This is a genomic window from Myxococcus sp. AB025B (genome assembly GCF_006518215.1).
GTDB classification, from domain to species: domain Bacteria; phylum Myxococcota; class Myxococcia; order Myxococcales; family Myxococcaceae; genus Myxococcus; species Myxococcus fulvus.
The window spans coordinates 1-21,111 of the sequence record NZ_SRLW01000176.1; the positions used below are offsets into that span (position 1 = coordinate 1).

The 21,111-nt window shown below is 70.8% G+C and carries 19 protein-coding genes; 9 read left to right on the forward strand and 10 right to left on the reverse strand.

What is annotated here, in order from left to right; genetic code table 11:
* Positions 1 to 190 precede the first annotated feature (190 nt).
* Positions 191 to 505, reverse strand: coding sequence for an IS66 family insertion sequence element accessory protein TnpB (locus tag FL311_RS26380; protein WP_141329159.1), 315 nt, complete (start codon positions 503 to 505; stop codon positions 191 to 193).
* Between the two features lie 256 nt (positions 506 to 761).
* Here FL311_RS26380 and FL311_RS44225 point away from each other — a divergent pair, with 256 nt between their 5' ends.
* Positions 762 to 998, forward strand: coding sequence for an Rdx family protein (locus FL311_RS44225; RefSeq protein WP_228557089.1), 237 nt, complete (start codon positions 762 to 764; stop codon positions 996 to 998).
* 64 nt (positions 999 to 1,062) lie between these two features.
* Here FL311_RS44225 and FL311_RS26385 read toward each other — a convergent pair whose 3' ends face one another.
* Positions 1,063 to 2,733, reverse strand: a complete 1,671-nt coding sequence (locus FL311_RS26385; RefSeq protein WP_141329161.1) for a DUF1501 domain-containing protein — start codon at positions 2,731 to 2,733, stop codon at positions 1,063 to 1,065.
* 22 nt (positions 2,734 to 2,755) lie between these two features.
* Positions 2,756 to 5,152, reverse strand: coding sequence for a carbohydrate-binding domain-containing protein (locus FL311_RS26390; protein WP_141329163.1), 2,397 nt, complete (start codon positions 5,150 to 5,152; stop codon positions 2,756 to 2,758).
* A 207-nt stretch (positions 5,153 to 5,359) separates the two neighbouring features.
* Between FL311_RS26390 and FL311_RS26395 the strand changes: the two genes are divergently transcribed.
* From FL311_RS26395 to FL311_RS26405, 3 genes are all read left to right on the forward strand, one after another.
* Complete coding sequence (locus FL311_RS26395) at positions 5,360 to 5,707, forward strand: hypothetical protein (RefSeq protein ID WP_223749673.1); 348 nt, start codon at positions 5,360 to 5,362, stop codon at positions 5,705 to 5,707.
* A gap of 54 nt (positions 5,708 to 5,761) precedes the next feature.
* On the forward strand, positions 5,762 to 6,586 hold the full coding sequence (locus tag FL311_RS26400; RefSeq protein WP_141329165.1) for a 2,3,4,5-tetrahydropyridine-2,6-dicarboxylate N-succinyltransferase: 825 nt from the start codon (positions 5,762 to 5,764) through the stop codon (positions 6,584 to 6,586).
* Between the two features lie 67 nt (positions 6,587 to 6,653).
* Entirely contained in the window at positions 6,654 to 7,292 is a 639-nt protein-coding gene (locus FL311_RS26405) for a cupin domain-containing protein (RefSeq protein WP_141329167.1), read from the forward strand.
* A 36-nt stretch (positions 7,293 to 7,328) separates the two neighbouring features.
* Here the strand turns inward: FL311_RS26405 and FL311_RS26410 are convergent, their stop codons facing one another.
* Positions 7,329 to 8,780, reverse strand: a complete 1,452-nt coding sequence (locus tag FL311_RS26410; RefSeq protein WP_141329169.1) for an ankyrin repeat domain-containing protein — start codon at positions 8,778 to 8,780, stop codon at positions 7,329 to 7,331.
* 193 nt (positions 8,781 to 8,973) lie between these two features.
* Here FL311_RS26410 and dapE point away from each other — a divergent pair, with 193 nt between their 5' ends.
* The 3 genes from dapE to FL311_RS26425 all read left to right on the forward strand — a co-directional run bounded on the left by dapE (position 8,974) and on the right by FL311_RS26425 (position 12,027).
* Positions 8,974 to 10,056: a succinyl-diaminopimelate desuccinylase gene (gene dapE / locus FL311_RS26415; RefSeq protein ID WP_141329171.1), complete on the forward strand. Its 1,083-nt coding sequence runs from the start codon at positions 8,974 to 8,976 to the stop codon at positions 10,054 to 10,056.
* A gap of 73 nt (positions 10,057 to 10,129) precedes the next feature.
* Entirely contained in the window at positions 10,130 to 11,272 is a 1,143-nt protein-coding gene (locus FL311_RS26420; protein ID WP_194869369.1) for a sensor histidine kinase, read from the forward strand.
* The gene (locus FL311_RS26425) at positions 11,269 to 12,027 is read left to right on the forward strand and encodes a LytTR family DNA-binding domain-containing protein (RefSeq protein ID WP_141329175.1); all 759 of its coding nucleotides are present in this window, start codon (positions 11,269 to 11,271) and stop codon (positions 12,025 to 12,027) included. Before FL311_RS26420 ends, FL311_RS26425 begins: the two co-directional genes overlap by 4 nt.
* Before the next feature lie 4 nt (positions 12,028 to 12,031).
* Here the strand turns inward: FL311_RS26425 and FL311_RS26430 are convergent, their stop codons facing one another.
* A complete protein-coding gene (locus FL311_RS26430) occupies positions 12,032 to 12,391 on the reverse strand; it encodes a hypothetical protein (RefSeq protein ID WP_141329177.1) in 360 nt (119 codons plus the stop codon).
* A gap of 179 nt (positions 12,392 to 12,570) precedes the next feature.
* Between FL311_RS26430 and FL311_RS26435 the strand changes: the two genes are divergently transcribed.
* Both FL311_RS26435 and FL311_RS26440 read left to right on the forward strand, forming a co-directional pair.
* Positions 12,571 to 13,725 carry a lipopolysaccharide assembly protein LapB gene (locus tag FL311_RS26435; protein WP_141329179.1) on the forward strand — a complete coding sequence of 385 codons (1,155 nt, stop codon included), beginning with the start codon at positions 12,571 to 12,573 and terminating at the stop codon, positions 13,723 to 13,725.
* 130 nt (positions 13,726 to 13,855) lie between these two features.
* Positions 13,856 to 14,233: a cell envelope biogenesis protein TolA gene (locus FL311_RS26440; RefSeq protein WP_141329181.1), complete on the forward strand. Its 378-nt coding sequence runs from the start codon at positions 13,856 to 13,858 to the stop codon at positions 14,231 to 14,233.
* A 280-nt stretch (positions 14,234 to 14,513) separates the two neighbouring features.
* On the opposite strand, the gene FL311_RS26445 is transcribed toward FL311_RS26440, so the two are convergent.
* From FL311_RS26445 to glpK, 5 genes are all read right to left on the reverse strand, one after another.
* The gene (locus FL311_RS26445) at positions 14,514 to 15,974 is read right to left on the reverse strand and encodes a hypothetical protein (RefSeq protein ID WP_228557090.1); all 1,461 of its coding nucleotides are present in this window, start codon (positions 15,972 to 15,974) and stop codon (positions 14,514 to 14,516) included.
* A 302-nt stretch (positions 15,975 to 16,276) separates the two neighbouring features.
* Positions 16,277 to 17,539, reverse strand: coding sequence for a hypothetical protein (locus FL311_RS26450; protein WP_194869370.1), 1,263 nt, complete (start codon positions 17,537 to 17,539; stop codon positions 16,277 to 16,279).
* A gap of 29 nt (positions 17,540 to 17,568) precedes the next feature.
* Positions 17,569 to 17,880: a 4a-hydroxytetrahydrobiopterin dehydratase gene (locus FL311_RS26455; RefSeq protein WP_141329187.1), complete on the reverse strand. Its 312-nt coding sequence runs from the start codon at positions 17,878 to 17,880 to the stop codon at positions 17,569 to 17,571.
* Between the two features lie 44 nt (positions 17,881 to 17,924).
* Positions 17,925 to 19,301, reverse strand: a complete 1,377-nt coding sequence (locus FL311_RS26460; RefSeq protein ID WP_141329189.1) for a hypothetical protein — start codon at positions 19,299 to 19,301, stop codon at positions 17,925 to 17,927.
* Entirely contained in the window at positions 19,298 to 20,788 is a 1,491-nt protein-coding gene (glpK, locus tag FL311_RS26465; RefSeq protein ID WP_141329191.1) for a glycerol kinase GlpK, read from the reverse strand. The genes FL311_RS26460 and glpK overlap by 4 nt, the downstream gene beginning before the upstream one ends.
* Between the last annotated feature and the right edge of the window lie 323 nt (positions 20,789 to 21,111).

A 21,111-nucleotide genomic window follows, 5' to 3' on the forward strand; every position in this document is an offset into this window, starting at 1 on the left:
GCTGCTCGCCTCGCTGCGGCCCTCGCGGAAAGGGGCATGATTATGCGGAGCCGCCGCGCCGGTCTCCTCCTCGGACTGGCGCGCGGCATGCCCCTCAACTCCGCATAACGCCGGACTCGGCATAATTGCGCATGTCCACTGGCGCCGTGGCCAGCACCACGCGCACCGACGCAGGCAGGGCGAACACGTCTCACCGCCCCAGCGCCGCGACGAGCCGGGCCACGTACTCCACGTCGGTGCCCGAGGCGAATCGCAGGCGCGCTCCGCTGGCCATCTCTACCTCGAGGAGCGCCGCGCTCGGCTGCGCCACGCCAGCCACCTCCACCGGCAGCAGCCGCACCGGCTCCCCCTTCCTGGCCCGCTGACGCCGGCACCGGTACACCCATGATTGCAACGTGCTCAGGCGCAGACCTCGCTGCGATGCGAACTCCTGCTGCGTCAGCCCGCTCGCCTCGAACGCTTCCGCGACACGTGCCCACTCCGGCTTCTCTCCTGGCTTCGACATGCACGCCAGGGTCCACGGCGCCGACGCCTCACTCAACGCCTCTCAGAACGTCGTTGGCCGGACGGATACGCACCTACTCCGACTTCTCAGCTCTCTTCCTCATCCGTCGAGGGCTGACCTGTCTCTCTCATCCCGGCAACGCCCCGCAGCACACCCTCTGTCGGATGGATACTGGGGAGCAACCTGGCTGGCTCGCGGGCCGCGAACGCATTATCTCTTCGGGGACGGGGCCGAGCCCCGCGCGAGGAGACACGCCATGGCCGACAAGAAGGTCACGATTACGTACTGCAACTCCTGAGGCTACAAGCCCAGGGCCGCCCGTGCGGCGGTCGCGTTGAAGGACGAGCTGGATGTGGAGGCGGAGCTGAAGCCCGGGCCGTCGGGCAGCTACGAGGTCGCCGTCGACGGCAAGGTGGTCATCCGGAAGGCGTCGCTGGCCTTCCCCACGGACCAGGAGGTGGTGGACGCGGTGGCGCGCGTCCTCGACGCCTGAAGTCGCCTGAGCCTTGGGGGCCGCCTCCGGAGGGACGGTGGCGGCCCCGCATCATGCGGGCGCTTCAGCGCTTGATGAACGTCATGGGCGGGCGGTCGTTCTTGCCCTTGCCCGCGGCCTTGAGCGCCGCCGGGTCCAACCCGGACAGGTGGAGCGCCGTGGCGTACACGTGGCCGGCGTCGGACACGAAGCTGGTGGCGTTCTTGGTCCGCCCCGGCACCAGCAGGCCCGTGTCCGGGTCGTACGCCGGGTCCAGCGTGCCGTTGGGCATCATCGGGATGCCGTCCAGGGACGCGCTGCCCACGCGGCCATACTGCGTGTTGCCGCGCACGGTGCCACCCAGGAAGGCCACGCTGTTGACGCGCCAGTGCTGGCAGCAGTCCTGGAGCATGATCTCCTCGTACTTCTGCGCGTCCGTCACGCCCGCCTTGGCGAGGATGCCCTCCACGTCGCCCTGAATCGTGCGGCCCATCTCCGAGGCGAGGACGATGGTGGTGAAGTCGTAGTAGCTCTTGCCCGTGGTGCCGTAGGGCGTGGCCTTGAGCTTCGCCACCAGCGTCTTGAGCGGGTTCCAGAGGTTCTTGCGCATCATGTCGCGCTGCTCCGTCTGGCCCTTGTTGTTCATGATGGAGCGGCGGTCGCGGTGCGTGTCGAACTGGCGCAGGCCGCGGTTCTCGATGAAGAAGCCGATGGACAGCCCCTTCGTCATCATCTCGTACGTCATCAACGCCTGCACGTTGGTGTTGGGCGTCTCCTTGGTGCGCGCGGGGTTGCCGTTGATGGACGACGAGTCCGTGGCCTCGTCCGCCGCGGTGATGCCGAACTCGGCGCGCAGCGTGGTGTGGGTGAACAGCGTGCGCGGGTCCAGGTTGATGCTGCCGCCGGCCGTCAGCGCCCGGTGAATCTGGAGCGCGGAGTTGAAGGCGCGCACCGACTCGCTGTTCTTCTCCGCCAGGAAGCTCGCCTGCAGGTTGTCGGTGAACTGGCGGATGCGCGCGTCGCGCTGGCCCTGCGCCACGTTGCCCAGCGACGCGAGCCGCTCGCGCATCGCCGCGGGCGTCTTGCCGTAGAGCGTGTGCGCGTGCACCGGGCCCAGCTTCTCGTAGTAGCCCGTGCCCTCGGGATAGGACGGGATGGACAGCTCACCGTCGGACAGCCACCGGTGCCACGAGACGTGGGGCAAGAGGAAGCCCGTGCCGTACGCCTCGCAGAACGCCTGCATCACCGTGCGCTCGTCCGCGCCCCGCTTGCCCGACAGCGACGCGCTGTACTTGCCGTAGTGGTACTCCCACCGTCCGCCCGAGTGGAAGGTGTTGCCGTTGTGGCTGGACACCACCGCCAGGTCGGGGAACAGGTCCAGGCCGTCCTGCGCCAGGTAGCCGTACTGGATGTTGCCCTGCGTCTTCGGCGGGTCCGACGGCGTGGCGCCGTAGCCCTTGGGCCGGTAGCGGTGGTTCGTCCACGACGGGGTGGGGCGCAGTTCGCCCGCGGGGATGACGCGGATGGAGTCGTTGGGCGTGTGGACGGGGTTGAACATCGAGTACCCGTCCCAGCCTCCCTCCTGGAACCAGTAGATGAGGAAGCGGGGGTTGTCGGCCTCGGCGGCGGCGGCCTCGGCGAAGCCCAGCTCCTTCTTCGTCCCGGGCACTCCGAAGGCGCGGAAGAAGCGGAGCCAGTCCAGGGTGCTGATGGCGGCGCCCGCGGCGGCGCCCGCGAGGAATCGGCGGCGGTTCATGGCGGCGGTCCTTTGGGCGGCGCTACTGGCGCAGGTATTCGGGAGAGGTGGCGAGGGTCTTGAGCACGGCCTTGAGGTTGCCGTCGTGCTCGTGGCTGACGTCCCACAGGCGCTTGTAGATGGCGCGCTCGTCCTGCTCGTGGCGCATCTCGCGGCCGAACAGCAGGGCGAACTGGGCGTTGAGCGTGCGGCGCACGAAGGCCTCCTTCTTCACCGCCTGCGTGGCGAAGGCCTCCATGCCCTGGCCCTTGAAGGCATAGGTGGCGGCGAGGTTCCTGTCCGTGTCGTCCAGCGTGACGCCCTGCTCGTCCTGGGTGCGGTAGTTGCCCTCGTCGTCCCAGCGCAGGCGCTGGTGCGCCAGCGGGGTGAGCGTCTGGTGGCAGGAGTAGCAGATGCTGCTGGGGTCCACGGTGGAGGACGCGGTGGCCGCGCCGCGCATGTCGAAGACCTCGGCGGGGACCTCGTACAGGGTGCCCATGAAGTCCGTCATCACGCGCGCCGCGTAGTTGTAGTGCGGCAGGCCCGGCTTGTTCTTGATGAAGCCCTTCATCGTAAGCACGCCCGTCTTGCCGTGCTGCGGGGGGCGCGTCACCTGCTGGAAGCTTCCGTCCACCGAGTAGTCGCCGGTGAGCAGCTCCCCGAACGGCCGCTCCTGCTCGACCAGGAAGGTCCATAGCCGCGCGGGCTCGTCCGTGTCGGGCGTGCCCTCGCTCTCGGTGCGCACGCGCATGCGCTTGAAGTAGTTCGCCCGGAAGTCCGCCGAGGCCAGGTATCCGTCCACCATCGCCTCCCACGACTTCTGCCCGTCCTCCAGCGCGGTGAAGTCCTGCGCGGACGGCGGCCTGCCCAGCAGGTCCATGGCCAGCTTCACCAAGAGCAGCCGCTCGCGCTCCTTGCCCGTGAAGCGCTCGTACGAGGGCGGCAGCGTGAAGAGGAAGTCGGGCGCGCGCATCAGGCCCTCGCACAGGCCGCTCCAGGCCTTGGTGGCGTTGGCCTCGATGCCCAGCAGGTCCGTCACCAGCGCGTAGCCGTTGGCGCGCTCCTCGGGGGAGGAGGCCCGGTACAGCATCCGCCGGTAGAGCGTGTCCACCTTGGCCTTCGCCGCGTCCGCGCGCTGGGTGCCGGTGGCGGCCTCCGTGGGGCCGTACACCACGAGCGCGTCCACGTGCAGGTTGCGGTCGCAGACACCCGTCTCGCCGTAGTCGTTGGTGAAGCCCACCGTGAGGAGGTGGTCCCCGCCGGCGACGGCCTGCGTGTGCACGAAGTCCGCGTAGGCCGTGTTGTTGGCGACGCTCCACTCCTTCACCAGCACGCCGTCCACCTTGAGCTGCATGTTCGGCAGGTCCGGGCCGCACAGGTCCCCCTTGGCCTTCACCGTGAAGCGGTAGGTGGCGGACGCGGGGAAGACGTAGGGCTGCAGCGTGGTGAGGGTGCCGGTGGTGTAGAGGTTCCAGCCCGTGCTGCCGGACTTGCCGCCGGTGCTCGCGAGAATCTGCGTGCCCGCGGGGAGGGTGGTGCCCTCGCGCGCGGCGGCCTCCATCTCGTATGTCTTGGTGGTGGGCGCGGGGATGTCCGTCAGCGGCTGTGCCAGGTCCAGGCCCGAGAAGGGGCCCATCTTGTGGGTGGCGGCCGTGAGGCACACGTCGCGCGACAGGTCATCCAGGCCCAGGAAGAAGTCGGCGGTGGCGACGCGCGCCTCGACGAAGTGGTCCTTGTAGTCCACGCCGCCCAGCAGGCCCACGTTCTGCGCGAAGCGGTCCACCCCGCCGCGCACCCAGTCGTCGTCGAAGACGGCCTTCACCTTGCCCTTGAGCTGCTCGAAGCCCAGGAAGGGATTGTCATACGTGGCGACGGAGGGGCCCCGGTAGGGCTCCAGGAGCGCCGGGGGGAACTCCTCGTCCGGACGCGACGAGGGCTGGCGCGTCTCCACCGCCTTGAGCTGACAGGTGAGCGCGGCCACCGCGGCGATTTCGCGCGCGTTCCACGCCGGCTCGCCGCGCGGCATGCGCGCGCTCTCGTCCGTCGTGACGAGGCGCGACAGCATGGAGCCCGACGCGGGCGTGAGGTAGCCGGCGGCGCGGATGGCGTAGAAGTTCTCCACGCCGTTGAGGCCCACCTTGAAGAGCCGGCCGCTCGTCGTCGCGTGGCAGGAGATGCAGCCGGACACCTCGCGCACCAGGGCCGGGTGCACCTCGCGCTCGAAGTCGGAGGCGATGCTCGCGAGCGTCACGCCCGCCGGCACCCGGTCCAGGTCACAGTCGAGCGTGCCGTCCTGCTGCACCGGCGGGGGCTGGGGGTTGGGGTTGCCGGGGCCCGGCAGACCTTGCATGTCGAGCGCCGCCTCGCCGAGGCATCCGGCGACGAACGACGCGAGCACTGCCACGGCGAGGCTCCACGGGCGCGAGGGGGTAGCGCTCATGTGCCCTCCAGGGGGTGAGGGATGACCCGATGCTGGCACGACCAGGGGTCGATTGACCAGTTGTGGACACTGCTCAACGCGGCAAAACAGAGAGTTATCGGAGCCCTTGGGACTCAAGTTGCCTCAAGCAGGCGAGGAAGCGGGCGCGCGAGGGGTGCTCCTCTGTGGGCAGGAGGAGGTGCACCTTGGGGGCAGGAGGTGGAACGCATGGCCTGGCCCGAGACGGCGTCGCCCTATGAGCGGCGCTCCATCACCCGAGGGATGCGCGTGCGCGACGAGGGCGGCGCGCTGCTGGGATACGTGGCGCTGTTGAGCGACACGCACCTCTACGTGCGTCGCTGGCCCTTCAGCCGGACCTGGGGCGAGGTGCCCATGGCGCGGGTGAGACATGTTTCACGGGGCGCGGTGGAGCTGGAGGGACGCGGGCACACGGAGGTGGCGCCCCGGACGTTGCATGGGGAGATCACCACGCAGACGCTGCCCCTGGCGGAGCCCGCGGGCCTGATTGAGCCGGACGCGAGCCAGGCGTCGGAGCCGGACGCGTCCCACCCCTGAGGGCGGGCAGGTTGGTGCGGCGCGGCGCGCCGAAGTGTGCTTCAAGGTGGCGCCATGTTGCCCATCGAAGAACTGTCCCAGAAGGTCTCGGCCGCGTTCGCGGACCGGACGAAGCTCAAGGATGCGGACTTCGTGTCCGCCGTGCGCGAGACGGTGGCGCGCCTGGACGCGGGCGAGCTGCGCGTGGCGGAGAAGGGCCCGGACGGCTGGAAGGTCCACGCCTGGGTCAAGGAGGCCATCCTCCTGTTCTTCGCCGTGTCGGAGATGAAGGTGATGGAGGTGGGGCCCTTCGAGTTCCACGACAAGGTCCCCCTGAAGAAGAACCTGGACAAGGCGGGCGTGCGGGTCGTCCCGCCGGGCACGGTGCGCTACGGGGCCTTCGTGGAGAAGGGCGCGGTGGTGATGCCCGGCTATGTGAACATCGGCGCGCGCGTGGGCGCGGGCACCATGGTGGACACGTGGGCCACGGTGGGCAGCTGCGCGCAGGTGGGCAGCGACGTGCACCTGTCGGGTGGCGTGGGGCTGGGCGGGGTGCTCGAGCCGCCCACGGCGTCTCCCGTCATCATCGAGGACCGCGCGTTCCTGGGCAGCCGCTGCATCGTGGTGGAGGGCGTGGTGGTGGAGGAGGAGGCGGTGCTGGGCGCCAACGTGGTGCTCACCGCGTCCACGCAAATCATCGACGTCACCGGCCCCGAGGAGCGCGTCTACAAGGGCCGCGTCCCCGCGCGCAGCGTGGTGATTCCGGGCATGCGCGAGAAGCAGTTCCCCGCGGGCAGGTACATGGTGCCGTGCGCGCTCATCATCGGGCAGCGGACACAGTCCACGGACAAGAAGACGAGCCTCAACTCGGCCCTCCGCGACTTCGCGGTGGCGGTGTAGCCCCCAGGGAAATCCACCAGGGCGGCGGCTTCCGTAGTGCCCGTGTGATGGGACGGGATGGGACGCGATGACGGAGCACCTCGACGACATCCTGGCCGAGTGGGCACTGGGGACGCTGGACGCCTCCTCGCGGGAGGCGCTGGAGCGACACCTGGCGGCGTGCGAGCGCTGCCGGGTCGAGGCCGACCGCCTGTCCTCGGTGCGTGAGGGCCTGCTGGCGCTGGAGTCGCCGGTGGAGCCGCCGGCCGGGGTGCTGACCGCGTTGATGGCGCGGATGGAGGGGCCTGGCCGGCTGGAGCGCTTCACGCAGGAGCTGGCGGCCTTCTTCGATGTGACGCGGGAGCGGGCGAGCGCGCTGCTCGAGTCGCTGGAGGATGCGTCGCTGTGGATGCCGGGGCCGGTGGAGGGCTCGGAGTTGTTCCCGGTGGAGACGGGCCCCGCGCGCGAGGGGATGATGGCCGCGGTGCTGCGTCTCAACCCGGGCGTGCGTTATCCGCGTCACACGCACCTGGGGCGCGAGTGGAACCTGGTGCTGGAGGGCGGGCTGCGCGAGGACGGCGGGCACGAGGTGTGGCCCGGTGAGACGCTCGACAAGCTGGAGGGCAGCGCGCATGGCTTCACCGCGTTGCAGGGCCCCGCGTGTCTGTGCGCGTCGCTGCTGGAGGGCGCGACGGAGTTCGAGGAAGCGCTCGCACCGGCCGGCTGAGCGTGGAGCTCGACTTCATCCGGACGTTCTGAGGGGCTACTCGCGGAAGACGGGCAGGCCCTTGCTGATGTTGTTGAAGAGCGCGCCCTTGTCGATCTGCGCCGGCTCGCCTTCCTCATCGTCTCCTGCGTCTTCCGTCTTCTCGAACACCTCGTCGACGAAGATGGCCTTCAGTTCGTCCGCCACGCCGTCGCCGTAGCCCTGGGCGTAGGTGTCGATGTCGAAGTGGTGCTGCGCTTCGACGCTGGCGTCGAAGGCGTGGTCATCCTCGATGACGACGCGGGCCCGGATGGTCTTCGCCGCGAGGATGTGGTCGTTGTAGTAGCCGAGCACCACGTCGCGCGCCTCGATGTCCTGGGCGACGCTGAACTCGCCGCTCGAGTAGAGCGCGTGGCACTTCAGGTTGCCGAGGATGTTCACCAGCGAGTCGTTGCCCGCGTCCCACACCACGCCGTGCACGATGACGTCCCCCGTCACCGCGAACGGCTTGCCAATGTCCAGGTCGCCGTCCACCTCCAGGTCGCCGTGGTGGAAGAAGGCGCTCCGGATGTCCAGCGGCTCCTTGATGTGGACCTTCCTGGGCGGCGCCGTGAGCGTGTCCCGCAGCGTCTCCAGCTTGCCGAGGGCCTCGGCGGGGTCTCCGTAGCCGTGCAGTCCCGTGATGGCCTCCTGCGCGGAGGCGATGGCGTGCTTGAAGGAGAGCTTCTGCTTCTTCTCCGCCAGGGCCCCGCGGAACGCCGCCTCGTCGAGGGGGTAGGGGGCGAAGACGTCATCGCTCAGGGGAATGGAGACGCTGGCCTTGCCGCCCGCGGCCTCCAATACCTGGATGACGGCGTTGAACCCGGCCGTCCGCTTGTTGTGCGCGACCCAGACCTCCTCCTTGGTGCGCAGCGCGATGCCCAGCGCCGTGCGGCCCTGGCCGTCGATGGCGTTCACCTCGGCGCCGCGCTCCAGCATCAACTGGATGACGTCGGGGTCTCCGGAGACCACGGCGTTGTGGAGCGGCGTCCCGCCCCGCTCGTTGCGCGCGTCGAGGCGAGCCCCCGCGTCGAGCACCTCCTTGAGGAGCCTGGCGGTCGTCCAGCGGAACGCCGCGCCGTTCCCGTCCACCACGTCCGAGGGCACCTTCCCACCAGCGGCCTTCAAGAGGGCGATGAGCTCCAGCGCCAGCGCCTCGTTCTCCGGGCTCTTCTCCGAGGGGAGGGCCCTGAGCAACGGTGTCTGCTGATGGTTGTCCCGCGCATTCACATCCGCGCCCGCCTCAATGAGCGCGCGCACCACCGCGACGTCCGGGAGCGGATCCCCCTTCTGGTACTGCCCCTGGACGGCGTGGTGCAGGGCGCTCTGGCCATGGACGTCCCGAGCGTTCACGTCCGCGCCCTCGGCGAGCAGCTTCCGCACCGCGTCCACGGTGAGCTCCGTCTTCCACCGACGCTTGTCGCCGCAGAGGGAGAGCAGGGCCTGGGTCGCTTCGCTGTTCGACGACATTTCATCCTCGGAGGATTTGGGGCGAGGGTAGCTTCGGTGAACGCGCGATCAGTGTCACGCCCCGCCTTCGAGTGAGACGACGGACTCACCGGGCGTCAATCCGGAGGCTCCGGAGCCCTGGGGAGACCGGTTCGTTGTCGGAGAGCGGGGAGGCCAGCGAAGGGGGAGGGGGTGGGGTTATGGTGGTGTCCGCATGTCCTCTCAAGACCTCGCCACGAGGCTCGCCCGCACGACGCTCGAGCTGTGCCGCATCTCCAGTCCCATCACGCAGGAAGGCCCCATCGCGGACTTCGTCGAGCGCTGGGCGCTCCAGCACTTCCCACCCGCGGAGGTCTTCCGCGTGGGGCACACGTTGTTGCTCGGTCGTCTGGAGGACCCTCGCCCCACGGTGGCGCTCATCGGCCACCTGGACACGGTGCCCGCGCACCCGAGCGACCAGGGGCGTGAGCCTCGCATCGAGGGTGAGCGCGTCTTCGGCCTGGGCGCCTCGGACATGAAGGGCGGGCTCGCGGTGATGATGGCGCTGGCGGAGGACCTCCGTCGCGACACGCTGCCGGTCAACCTGGCCTTCCTCTTCTACGAGCGCGAGGAGGGCGCGTATGCGGAGAGCGGCCTCATCCCGTTGTTCGCGGCGCGCCCGGACCTGGCGAAGGTGAAGTTCGGCATCGCGATGGAGCCCACGGACAGCGAGGTGCAGGTGGGCTGCGTCGGCTCCATGCAGGTGACGGTGCGCTTCGGCGGACGCAGCGCGCACTCGGCGCGGCCGTGGCAGGGGGAGAACGCCATCCACAAGGCGGGCCCGTTCCTCACGGAGCTGCTGGCGCGTCAGCGGGTGGAGGTGGATGTGCAGGGCTTCCGCTTCTACGAAGTCATCAACGCCACGCTGGCCAAGGGCGGCCGCGCGCGCAACGTCATCCCCGAGTCGTTCGAGCTGAACCTCAACTACCGCTTCGCGCCGGGCAAGAGCATCGAGCAGGCGAAGGCGGACGTGCACGCGCTCGTCGCGGGACGCGCGGAGGTCATCATCACGGATGCCTCGCCCAGCGGCCCCGTGGTGGCGGGCAATCCGCTGTTCCAGAAGCTGCTCGCCATCACCGGGCTGCCCGCCGCGTCGAAGCAGGCGTGGACGGACGTGGCCCGGTTCGGTGAGTGGGGCGTGGACGCCATCAACTACGGGCCCGGCGAGACGGCGCAGGCGCACCAGGCCAACGAGAGCGCGCCGATTGCTCCGCTCGCGGTGGCGTACGAGAAGCTGGCGGCGTTCCTCAAGGGCTGAAGGGGTGGGCTTCGGCAAGAGACGTGTGGGCGGACTAGAGTCCACACCGTCCACCATGTCGACGAGCCCGACCGTGTCATGGAGTCCCGTGTCCCCCGCCGAGTCCTCGTCCACCGGGGCCCGGTGGGGACTGTCGTCCCGGTGGTTCTGGCCCGCGGTGATTCTGGCCGGGTACACGGTGCTCGCGCTGCTCTATGGGGCGCAGCTCTTCGTGTACCGCGCCTCGCACGGGGAGCCGCCGCGTCTGGGCGAGGCCCTGCTGACGGGTGCGTGTGTCTGGTACGCCTGGGCGGTGCTCACGCCGCTCGTGCTGGCGGTGGCGCGTCGGATTCGCGCGACGGGCCGGCCGTGGTTCGTGCAACTGCTGCTGCACCTGGTGCCCGGCGTGGGCTTCGCGGTGCTGGCGCTGGGGCTGTTCGCGGTGCTGCGCGAGTGGCTGGTGGTGGAGGTCAGCGGCGGCGCGTCCGCGGCGTGGACCTACTTCCTGTTCATCGCCTCGAAGACGACGGACTTCGACCTGCTCATCTACTTCTCCCTGGTGGGCATGGAGGCCGCGGTGGCGTACGCCCGACGGATGCGCGAGGAGGCGGTGCGCGCGTCCCAGCTGGAGGCGCAGCTCGCGCAGGCCCAGCTGCAGCTCTTGCGCAGTCAGCTCCAGCCTCACTTCCTGTTCAATACGCTGCACGCCATCTCCGCGCTGATGCACCGGGACGTGGAGTCCGCGGACAGGATGGTGGGGCAGCTGAGCGAGCTGCTCCGCGCCAGCCTGGAGCGCGACGGGCGGCACGAGGTCCCGCTCTCGGAGGAGCTGGAGCTGCTCTCGCCCTACCTGGACATCGAGCGCACGCGCTTCTCGGATCGGCTCCAGGTGGACGTCGACGTGGCGGAGGACGCGAGGGACGCGCTGGTGCCGTCGTTGTTGCTCCAGCCGCTCGTGGAGAACGCCATCCGACACGGCATCGCGCCGCGCAGGGGGCCTGGGAAGGTCTGGGTCCGGGTCCGACGTGACGGAACGCGGCTCGCGCTGGAGGTGGAGGATGACGGGGTGGGGCCGCCAGCGGGACGCACGGAGCTGGAGGAGGGAATCGGGCTGGGCGCCACGCGGGCGCGACTGGAGCGACTGCACGGTGCCGAGCAGTCGGTGACGTGGAAGGCGCGTGCGCCGAGCGGGTTCCTCCTCTCGCTCTCGCTGCCCTATCGGAGGACGCGGGCATGACGGTGCGCACGCTCATCGTCGATGACGAACCGCTGGCGCGCGAGCGGCTGCGGACGCTGCTGGCCTCGGAGACGGACCTTCATCCGGTGGTGGAGTGCGGGGACGGGCAGGAGGCGCTGGAGCTTCTGGCGCGCGAGCGGCCGGCGCTGGTGTTCCTGGATGTGGAGATGCCGGAGCGGGACGGATTCGGTGTGCTGGCGGAGCTGGGGCAGGCCGCGCCTCCCGTGGTCGTCTTCGTCACGGCGTGGCCGCAGCACGCCTTGCGCGCGTTCGATGCCGCCGCGGTGGACTACCTGCTCAAGCCATTCACTGTGGAGCGCTTCCGGCGCACGTTGACGCGGGTGCGGGAGCGACTGACAGCGCCTCCGGGAGACTTGAGGCAGCAGCTCCAGCGGATGTTCCAGGAGCTGAAGCCGGAGCCCACGGAGCGGCTCGTGGTGAAGTCGGCGACGCGGACGCTGCTCGTGCCGGTAGAGGACCTGGACTGGGTGGAGTCCGCGGGGAACTACGTCACGCTGCATGTCGGCACCCAGACACATCTGTTGCGCGAGACGATGGCGGAGTTGGAGGGGCGGCTTCCAGCGCGGCGGTTCGCGCGGGTGCATCGCTCGGCGCTCGTGAACGTGGACCGGATTGTCTCCCTGACCCCCACGCTGTCCGGGGACCATCGACTGGTGCTGAAGGATGGCCAGGAGCTGACGCTGAGCCGCACGTACCGGGCCCGGCTGGAGCAGGTGCTCGGCCATCCGCTGTGAGCCGTCAGTCCTCTTCGAGCAGCGCGAGGGCGAGCGGCTTCGTCGTCCGGTTCAGGTTGATGGGCGACACCGCGCGGATGCGCTCCACCGACTCGCGGTCCCCGAGCAGCGCGAGCCCCAGCGAGGCCAGTCCGTATTCGTTGTGGGAGTTCGTCCTGGCGAAGAACGACTCGTCGAACACCCGCCTCAGTGTCGCAATCGCGCCCGTGTCCCCCGCGAGCGCCTGACGCGCCGCCACCGCGACCTTCCGGTAGCCATTGCTGTCGTCCTCGCTCCACCGCATGGGGGACTCCCAGCGGACCACCTGCTCCAACAGGAGCGCCCGCGCTTGCTCCACGAGCTTCTGTCGTTCCTCGGCTGTCATGATGTCGCAGAGGGTAACCCCATCCGAGGCCCCCCCGACAGCGGGACACTCATCCTTCCCCGTCCGCGGCTCGTCCCTCCCATCCGCGTCTCATCCCATCAGCGCCCCACGGCGCGACCCACCCCCTAGCCTCGTCTCCGCGATGGAGGGGCACGACGCCTCTCCCGGAGGACTCGGACATGCGGCAGGTCATCTGTGTGGGACTGGCATCACTCATCACCGCTTGCGCGACCGGCCGGCCCGCCCAGGCCACCCATGTCGGCACCGCCGCGGAGCAGGGGCGCCCCTTCAGCGAGGCCGCCGTCACCGTGATGCAGGCCTACGACCTGGAGAGCCGCTTCGATGACGCCGTGTCGCTCGGTCAGTTCGCCAGTGAGCGCGCTCGGACCCTGAAGGACCCGGGAGGGGAAGCCCGCATCCTCGCCGAGCAGGGCCGCGTCATGTCCCGCATGCTCCGTCACCAGCCGGGGATGGACACCACCCAGGTGCTCGACGTGCTGCGCCGCGCCCGCCACCTCGCCGACGCCTCGGGTGACGCCCCCGCCCGCGTCGCCGCGCTCGACGCCGAGGGCATGTTCCACTACTTCATCGTGCTCCTCACCGGCCAGGGCGAGTGGGCCCCCGTCGTCGCCCTCTTCGAGCAGGCCCGGGACCTCTCCGCGTCCTCCGGTGACTCGCGAGGACACATCGAGGCCCTGTTCCATCTGGGCCTCACCCAACAGTTCCAGGGCCAGGCCGAGGCCGCGAGGTCGACCTACGCGCATGGCCTGTCCCTCGCCCGCGCCTCGAACGACGTCCTGATGGAGTCCTACAACCTTCGCCACCTCGCCTCCCTCGACGAGGACCAGGGCCGGCTCGACTCCGCCATCACCCTGTATGAACAGTCCCTGCGGCTGCGCGAGCAGGTCGGCTTCAACACCGGCCAGATGTTCGCCCTGGTCGCCCTCGCCAACGTGCGCTCGCGCAAGGACCCCAAGGACGCCCAGGCCCTGGCGCTCTCGGAGAAGGCCCTCGCCCTGGCTCGTCGGGTGAAGGACCCCGCTGGCCAGCGCGAGGCCCATACCTCCCTCGGCCGGCTCCACCTGCGTCGGGGCGATGTCCCCGCCGCGCTGCCCCACCTGGAGCAGGCCCTCACCAACGCGGAGTCCCACGAGGACTGGTGGTCCGCCGTCGACGCGCTGCTGGAGCTGGGTCGGGCCCACGCGCTGCTCGGAGAGAAGTCGCGCGTCGAGGAGCGACTGCGGCGCGCGCGTGCGGTGGCTTCCTCACGAGGCCTGAAGGAAGCGCTCGGACAGGTGGAGAAGGTGGAGCGCGAACTCGGCTACGCACCCTGATGCGCGAAGTCCGACGCGCCATTCGTCCGCTGTCGTTCATCTTCGCGAGGGGGAGGGCTCTCATCGCGCGCGCACAGGCGTACGCTGCGTTTCGCATCGCCTGTTGTTCTCGCTCACCGGAGGAGATGGAATGACTCACGAGACCGTCAATTCGCAGATCACCGACAGCCTGGCCCCCTCGGAGATGGCCCTGGCTCCCTCGACGTCCTCGACGCGCAAGTCATCCTCGCGGCGCCGTCGCGCCACGAAGAAGGCGTCGGGCCGCACCGGTGCTCGCGCGAAGAAGACCACCTCGCGCCGCAAGGCCGCGGCGAAGCGCACGACCACGCGCGGAAGGACTGCTCGCAAGAAGACCCCGGCCCGGAGCAAGCGGGGCGGTGCTCGCAAGACGACCGCGCGTCGGACCGGAACGGCGGGTCGCACCGCGCGCAAGAGCCCGGCCCGTGGTCGCACCACCGCTCGCAAGGGCGCGGCCCGGAAGGCCTCGCGTCGCACCACGCGCCGCTAGGCGCCTTGTCCACACGCTCCGGTGAGCCGACCGCCTCGGGATGCAGGTGCCTTCCGAGCGGCGGCTGACCGGGGACTTCCGGCGCGAAGGCCACGCGCGCGCCGCGGATGTGTCTGTCTCGAGGCCCGGTGGGCTCAGCCGCCCCGGCGCCGCGCACCCATCACACGAGGGTGGACCCGACACGAGGCCCGACGCCGCTCGTCGCGGCGTGAGCCAAGAAGCCCGTGTCATCCGAGCGGAGGCGAAGGGCCCCGAGTCGCGCTCGAGGCCCTCGCGCCGCCTATTGCTTCATGCGCAGCAGGAACAGGTCACTGCGCGCCGGCGCGCGCCGGCCGGTGCCGAAGTCCGAGTTGCGGTCCGTGTGGCCGAACAGCAGGACATCGCCGTCCGGGAGTATGCCCACGAAGCGGAGGTCCTCCACGCCGTACAGCTCGCCTCGGGGCTGGGGCGGGTCGGAGATGTACAGCTTCAGCCCGAGCGACGCGCCGTCCGCGCCGTAGCGCAGGGCCACGGGCTGCGCCGAGCCCAGTCCATCCGGCCCCGCCGCGCCGTCCACGATGAGCGAGTACGTGAAGCCGCCCACCACCAGCTCGCCCGAGGGCTTCACCCCGAGCGCTCCGGCCCGCAGGCCATCGCCCAGGTTGCGGCTCCAGCGCTCCTTGCCCGCCGCATCCGCGGACACGAGGAAGGGGCTCGCCCGGTACGCGTGGCCCTGGAGCTTCGCCGTCCCCCAGGACACCGTGCCCAGGAAGGAGCCGAGCGCCACCACCGTGCCTCGCGCATCCACCCCCACGTCGCTCACCGTGCCCTTCGCCTGCGCGAGCAGCCGCGCCCAGACCAGTGCGCCCGTCGGCAGGTACATGGCGACGAACGCGCTGCCCTCGGAGGCGCCCTCCGAGCGCTGCGTCCCGAAGCGGACCGCGCCCACGTAGCGCCCGCCCACGACCACGTGCCCGTCCGGCCCCAGGGCCATCGTGGTGATGAGGACGCGCGCGCCCTCGCCCTCCGCGCGTCCGACGTTCAGCGCCTGCTCGGGCTTGCCGTCCACCGAGTACGTCACCACCACCGCGCCGGAGCCGACCACGCCCTCGCCGAAGTCGGTGGAGCCAGAGGTGTTGAACGCGACCATCGGCCGGCCCTGGGCGTCGAGCAGCAGGTCCGCCACCGTCGCGTCGCCCCCAGGGACACGCGCCGTCCAGACCAGGTTGCCCGCCGAGTCCAACCGCGCCAGGAACGCGCCGTCCCCCAGCTCCTGGGGCTCGAAGTCCACCAGGCCCCGGGCATCCACGGCCACGAAGAGCCCACCCTCCGGAGCCGGCGCGACGCGTGCATTCACCTCCGCGCGCAGGGACTCCGGCGTCTGGGCCACGCGCACCGGATAGGCGCGTGTCCACCGCACGTCGCCCGTCTCCGCGCGGCGGGTGAGCACCAGCCGCACGGTGTCGTCCGTGGGCTGACGCTCCTGGAGGTCGTCCAGCTCGTACTGCGCCGCCGTGAGGATGTCGCCGTTGGAGTCGACCGCGGCGCCGAGCGCCAGGTCATCCTGCGCGGTGCCCTCGCGCGCCATCCACAGCGTGCTCCCTGTCGTCGCCGGTGGCGGCGGAGGTGGAGGCTCCAGGGGCGGCGGACCCGCGTCGGGTGTCCCCGCGTCTGCCTCGGGAGGTGGCGTGCCCGCGTCCTCCTCGGGAGGAGGCAGCTCCTGCGCAGGCTCGGGACATCCGCCGCGTCGTGGTTCACTCACACAGTCGGACGGGTCCTCCGTGTCCGCGTCATCACAGCCCGTCAGCCATCCCGCCCAGCCCAGCGCTGTCGCGCACGCGACAGTCCGCAACCACCGCCGCCCTTGATGCATGAAGCCCCCTCCGCACTCGGAGGGTCTCCATGCTGGTAGGTGCCAGCAATACCGTGTGCGATGTCTGCTCGCTCGCCCGCTTCGATGCGCGCCCGGAGTTTCCCTCGAGGAGTGGCGGCGTGCCCTGGTCGCGCACCCGGTGTCGCCACGGAGGCCCGTGCGCTACCCACGTGCGGGCGCGCGCCGCGCCTTCAGCGCCAGAAGCCGATGGACAGGCCGACGTTGGTGTAGCGGCTCGCCAGGTCGAAGGAGGCGTTGATGGACCAGTCCTCCCAGTAGCGCAGGACGAACACCTCGAAGCCGCCGGTGAGGTGCGGCCGCGGCGGCCGGCCATCGAAGGGCGAGGGCTCCGCGTACACGCCCGCGCGCAGGCGAATCATCCCTGGCACGGTGTCGTGCTCCACGCCCAGCCGGGGCGCGAACTCGGAGGTGTGGCCCACGAGCTGCTCCTGGGCCGTGGACGCGAAGGTGCGCAGCGGCACCGCGTTGTCCACGCCGGACAAGAGGTCCACCTGCGCGCTGATGAGCCACCGTCCCGCGGGCGCGTCCCGGGGCTCCTCCTCCGGCACCGGGAGCGCGTCCCCGTCCACGAGCAGCTGCCGCCGCGCCGCGGGGGACAGCCGGTTGTAGCGCTCCGCGCCCTCGCCCAGCCGCCAGCTCGCGCCCAAAGACAGCACCGCGGGCGACACCACCGCGCTGAACAGCGTGCGGTCCGCCAGCACCGGCGCCTGGCCGTCCTTGCGGCGCCAGTCCGCCACCACCTCCGGCCGCACCGTCACGCCCAGCCGCCAGGCGCGACCATGGGGCCGGTACAGCATGTCCACGGCCACGCCGGTGTCGCCGTAGCGCCAGTCCTCTCCGCCGGAGGACAGCCGGAAGGTGGCCTGCGCCGCGTAGATGCCCAGCGCGAGGATGAAGTCGTCCTGGCCGAAGGACACCGCGCCGGCCAGCACCGACTGCGTCATGGACACGCGGATGCGCTCGCTGTCCGTCGCGCACGCCACCGTCGCGCAGTAGGTGACGGCGCTGTTGCGCAGCGCGAAGCCGATGCCGAAGCGCTTGTATTGCAGCAGCAGGCCGCCGAGCAGCTGCCGCCGGTCCTGGGACTCGTCCGCGCGGCCGTCGTTGTCCACGTCGCGCGCGCGTCCGCTGGTGAACGGCAGGTCCAGCCAGGACAGGGTGACGCCCAGGTCCCAGTCCTTCTCCAGCGCGGGGCCCCGGTGGGCCAGCGCCGCCAGGTTGCTGGGGAAGCCCGCCGCGCCCTCGGCGATGCCCACGTAGGCGCCGCCCAGCGCGACGACGCGCGCCGAGCCCAACAGCGAGCCGGGGTTGAAGTACAGCCGCTCCGGGCGTGGCTCCGTGGGCTGCTCGTCCTGCGCGAGCGCGGCGGTCGACAGCATCACCACCGCGCACCCGACGAGCGCGCGCAGCCCCGAGAGCACCCTGGACGCCATCACGACGAAGCCACTCACAGCCGAGGTGCTCACTTCTGGGGTACCACCTCGTCGAAGAGCCGGTCCGCCTCATGGGCGAGCTCGGTGTCCTTGGACGTCAGCCCGTTGGAGTCGTGCGTGACGAGCGCCAGCGTCACCTTGCGCCAGCGGATGTCGATGTCCGGGTGGTGGTCCGCCTTCTCCGCGGCGTGCGCCACGCGCTCCACGAAGGCGATGCCCGCGAGGAAGGACGGGGCCTCATAGGTGCGGCGAATCATCCCGCCTTCGTGCTTCCACTTGGGATGCTGGGCGAGGAAGGACTGGAGGGCCTCGGGCGCGAGCAGGGGGGCTTTCTGGGGCATGGTGCCTCCTTCATACCCGCTTGGCCGCCCGAGGAAAGCACCCGTCAGGGGGCGGACGTCCACGGATGCACGCGCACCCCCGGCGCGCCGAGACGGTTCACCGTCCAGGTGAAATGGTCCGAGATGCGCGTAATGTGATTCGCGTGACCGGGGTCGGGTAGCAACGCGAGCACGAGCGCGGTTCGCTCCGCGTTCCACCGGGGCGTGGCGAAGGGACCGACCGCGCTCGAGGACCTGAGCAGCGGATGGGAGGGCCCGGGCCGCAGCTCCTGCACGAAGCTGGTGATGCTGCTGTCCAGGGAGAGCGCTCCCGCCTCCTGGAGGCCGTGCGCGGCGCTGACTTCATGGCGGTGCAGCACGGGGATGAAGCCGGTCGAGGTCTGCACCGTGTCGCGGGTCCACACCACGCCCTCGCCATGGCCCACGGGGTCTCCGGCGAGCACCTGGCAGGCGCGCGTGGTGCTGGGGCGATAGAAGCCCCGCGCGTCCACCTGGAAGGGACAGGCCTGGGTGCGCGGGGTGAAGGTGACGGAGTCCTGCGCGGAGCTCACCAGCCAGACAGTGTCTCCGCCGCGCACCAGGATGGCGCGGGTGTGGTCGGCGCCGAAGGTGAGCTGTGGTGTGGAGAGCGAGCTCCAGGGGGTGTTGGAGAAGGCGAGCACCCCTTCCCCCTCGCGGAAGATGAAGCGGTGCAGCGTCGTCGCGTCCGCCACCAGGTACTCGTCCTCGGTGGCGAGCCGCGAGTGGGGCGTGCGGTCCGTGTCGTACGAGCCGGGCGGGAGGGGCGCGGCGCCGGTGAGGACGAGGGGCCCGGTGCCCGGGTCGACGTAGCGGCGCACCTGCGTGTCCGTCATCGCCCACACCACGTCTCCGGCCACGGCGGTGGCGGGCTGGGCCTCACGGCCCACGGGCTGGGGCAGCGTCCCCGGCTCGCGCAGGGCCAGGTGGTCGCACAGCCAGGTCCCGCTGCGCGTGCGGTCCACGAAGAGACAGGTGGGGCGCGCGTCGAGCGTCGCCACCGGGGCGCGCGAGCGCTCGTCCTGGGCCACGTGGACGTCGAACTGCCGCAGGCTGCCCACGGGGGCGAAGGCGACGATGACGTGGTGGCGGCCCGTGGACTTCGGCGTGAAGCGCACGGTGGCGAACCAGGTGCCCGGCTGAAGCTCCACCGTGGCGGGCACGGGCAGGTTGTCGGGGCTGTGGACCTCCACGGTGACGGACTCGGGCGTGTGGGCGTCCTCCGGCGTGTCGCAGACCTGGGGGCTGGTGGCGGGGACGCGCACGCTCGCCGTCTCCCCTTGCGCGATGATGAGCGTGGGGGGCTCCGCCGCGCCGGTGAGGAAACACTCCTCGGGAGGCAGGGTGCCCGGGCAGCCCGTGAGCAAGGCCAGGGCGAGCAGGAGGAGCCGCCGGGACTTCATGCGCGCTCCACCGCGCGCTTCCACTTGGCGAGGTGACGCTCGCGCTCGGGCGGCTTCATCCTCGGCTTGAAGGTCTTGTCCGCCTTCCACGCGCGCTTGATGGCCTCCGGGCTGTCCCAGACGCCCGCGCCCAGGCCGCCCAGGAAGGCCGCGCCCAGGCTGGTGGTCTCCAGGTTCTTCGGACGCACCACGGGGACGCCGAGCAGGTCGGCCTGGTACTGCATGAGCAGGTTGTTGGCCGCGGCGCCGCCGTCCGCCTTGAAGACGGGGATGGCGCGGCCGCTGTCGCGGCGCATGGCCTCGGCCAGGTCGTGAATCTGCAGGGCGATGCCCTCGAGCACCGCGCGCGCCATGTGGGCCACGGTGGTGGAGCGGTCCATGCCGGCGAACAGGCCGCGCGCCTCGGGGCGCCAGTGCGGCGCGCCCAGGCCGGCGAGCGCGGGGACGAAGACGACGTCGCCGGAGTCCTTCACGCTGGCGGCGAGCGCCTCGATGTCGGGGGCGCGCTTGATGGCCTTGAGGCCGTCGCGCATCCACTGCACGGCGGCGCCGGCGATGAAGCTGGAGCCCTCCAGCGCGTACGTGGTGGAGCCGGTGCCGCCCAGCCGCCACGCCACGGTGGTGAGCAGGCCCGCCGACGAGCGCACCGGCTCCGTGCCGGTGTTCATCAGGAGGAACGCGCCGGTGCCGTAGGTGCACTTGGATTCGCCGGGCTCGAAGCAGGCCTGGCCGAAGAGGGCGGCCTGCTGGTCACCGGCCATGCCCGCCACGGGCACGCCGTCGGGCAGGCTGCGCATGCCGCGCGTGGTGCCGTAGACCTCGGCCGAGCCGCGAATCTGCGGCAGGCACGCGCCGGGCACGTCGAGCAGCGAGCGCATCTCGTCGCTCCACTGCAGGGTGCGCAGGTCCATCAGCAGGGTGCGGCTGGCGTTGGACACGTCGGTGACGTGGGTGGTGCCGCCGGTGAGCTTGTAGACGAGCCACGTGTCGATGGTGCCGAAGCACACGTCGCCGCGCTCGGCCTTGGCGCGCGCGCCCTTCACGTGCTCGAAGAGCCAGGTGAGCTTGGTGCCGGAGAAGTAGGGGTCCACCACCAGGCCCGTCGTCTCGCGCACGCGGGGCTCCACGCCGCGCTCCTTGAGCTTGCGGCACAGGTCCGCGGTGCGCCGGTCCTGCCAGACGATGGCGCGGTGCAGGGGCTTGCCGGTGTCGCGTGTCCACAGGCCCGTCGTCTCGCGCTGGTTGGTGATGCCCACCGCGGAGATGTCCCGGCCGGTGAGCCCCGCGCTCTTGAGCGCCCGGGCGATGCACCACTCGCTGGTGGCCCAGATTTCATCCAGGTCGTGCTCCACCCAGGACGGCTTGGGGAAGTGCTGGGTGAACTCCTTGTAGGACTTGCCCACCACCTTGAGCTTCGAGTCGAGGATGGAGACGTGGGTGCCAGTGGTGCCCTGGTCCAGGGCCAGCACGTACTTCGTCTTCGGCATGAGGTGGGTCCTCCCGGGGATGTAGGGGGAACCTACTCCACGTCCCTGGCCGGTGTGGATGCCGTTGGCGGGGCGGTGTGTTGGCGCCCGCACGAGTCGGGCCCGCGGGGGGCGTCGGGCCGGATGGCGGGTGGGAGCAAATCGATGGCCGATGCGCGCAAGTACGCCAACGGCCGCTGGCGCATCTTCCGCCTCGTTCGCCGGGCCCTCGGGTGGGCCCGGCCTTTCGGCACGAGGTGGATGACGATGCGTGGGTTCGGGATGACGTCGGTGGTGTGGATGTTGGGTGCGCTGTTGGGGATGGGCTGCGCGGGGACGAAGGC

What these genes read in the sequence shown, in the direction of transcription:
- FL311_RS26435 (WP_141329179.1), top strand. Translation starts at nt 12,571, where the DNA reads ATGCGGCAGGTCATCTGTGTGGGACTGGCATCACTCATCACCGCTTGC.
- FL311_RS26390 (WP_141329163.1), bottom strand. Translation starts at nt 5,152, where the DNA reads ATGAGCGCTACCCCCTCGCGCCCGTGGAGCCTCGCCGTGGCAGTGCTC.
- FL311_RS26460 (WP_141329189.1), bottom strand. Translation starts at nt 19,301, where the DNA reads ATGAAGTCCCGGCGGCTCCTCCTGCTCGCCCTGGCCTTGCTCACGGGC.
- FL311_RS26425 (WP_141329175.1), top strand. Translation starts at nt 11,269, where the DNA reads ATGACGGTGCGCACGCTCATCGTCGATGACGAACCGCTGGCGCGCGAG.
- FL311_RS26410 (WP_141329169.1), bottom strand. Translation starts at nt 8,780, where the DNA reads ATGTCGTCGAACAGCGAAGCGACCCAGGCCCTGCTCTCCCTCTGCGGC.
- FL311_RS26400 (WP_141329165.1), top strand. Translation starts at nt 5,762, where the DNA reads ATGTTGCCCATCGAAGAACTGTCCCAGAAGGTCTCGGCCGCGTTCGCG.
- FL311_RS26395 (WP_223749673.1), top strand. Translation starts at nt 5,360, where the DNA reads ATGGCCTGGCCCGAGACGGCGTCGCCCTATGAGCGGCGCTCCATCACC.
- FL311_RS26450 (WP_194869370.1), bottom strand. Translation starts at nt 17,539, where the DNA reads ATGGCGTCCAGGGTGCTCTCGGGGCTGCGCGCGCTCGTCGGGTGCGCG.
- FL311_RS26380 (WP_141329159.1), bottom strand. Translation starts at nt 505, where the DNA reads ATGTCGAAGCCAGGAGAGAAGCCGGAGTGGGCACGTGTCGCGGAAGCG.
- FL311_RS26455 (WP_141329187.1), bottom strand. Translation starts at nt 17,880, where the DNA reads ATGCCCCAGAAAGCCCCCCTGCTCGCGCCCGAGGCCCTCCAGTCCTTC.
- glpK (WP_141329191.1), bottom strand. Translation starts at nt 20,788, where the DNA reads ATGCCGAAGACGAAGTACGTGCTGGCCCTGGACCAGGGCACCACTGGC.
- FL311_RS26385 (WP_141329161.1), bottom strand. Translation starts at nt 2,733, where the DNA reads ATGAACCGCCGCCGATTCCTCGCGGGCGCCGCCGCGGGCGCCGCCATC.
- FL311_RS26405 (WP_141329167.1), top strand. Translation starts at nt 6,654, where the DNA reads ATGACGGAGCACCTCGACGACATCCTGGCCGAGTGGGCACTGGGGACG.
- dapE (WP_141329171.1), top strand. Translation starts at nt 8,974, where the DNA reads ATGTCCTCTCAAGACCTCGCCACGAGGCTCGCCCGCACGACGCTCGAG.
- FL311_RS26430 (WP_141329177.1), bottom strand. Translation starts at nt 12,391, where the DNA reads ATGACAGCCGAGGAACGACAGAAGCTCGTGGAGCAAGCGCGGGCGCTC.
- FL311_RS26440 (WP_141329181.1), top strand. Translation starts at nt 13,856, where the DNA reads ATGACTCACGAGACCGTCAATTCGCAGATCACCGACAGCCTGGCCCCC.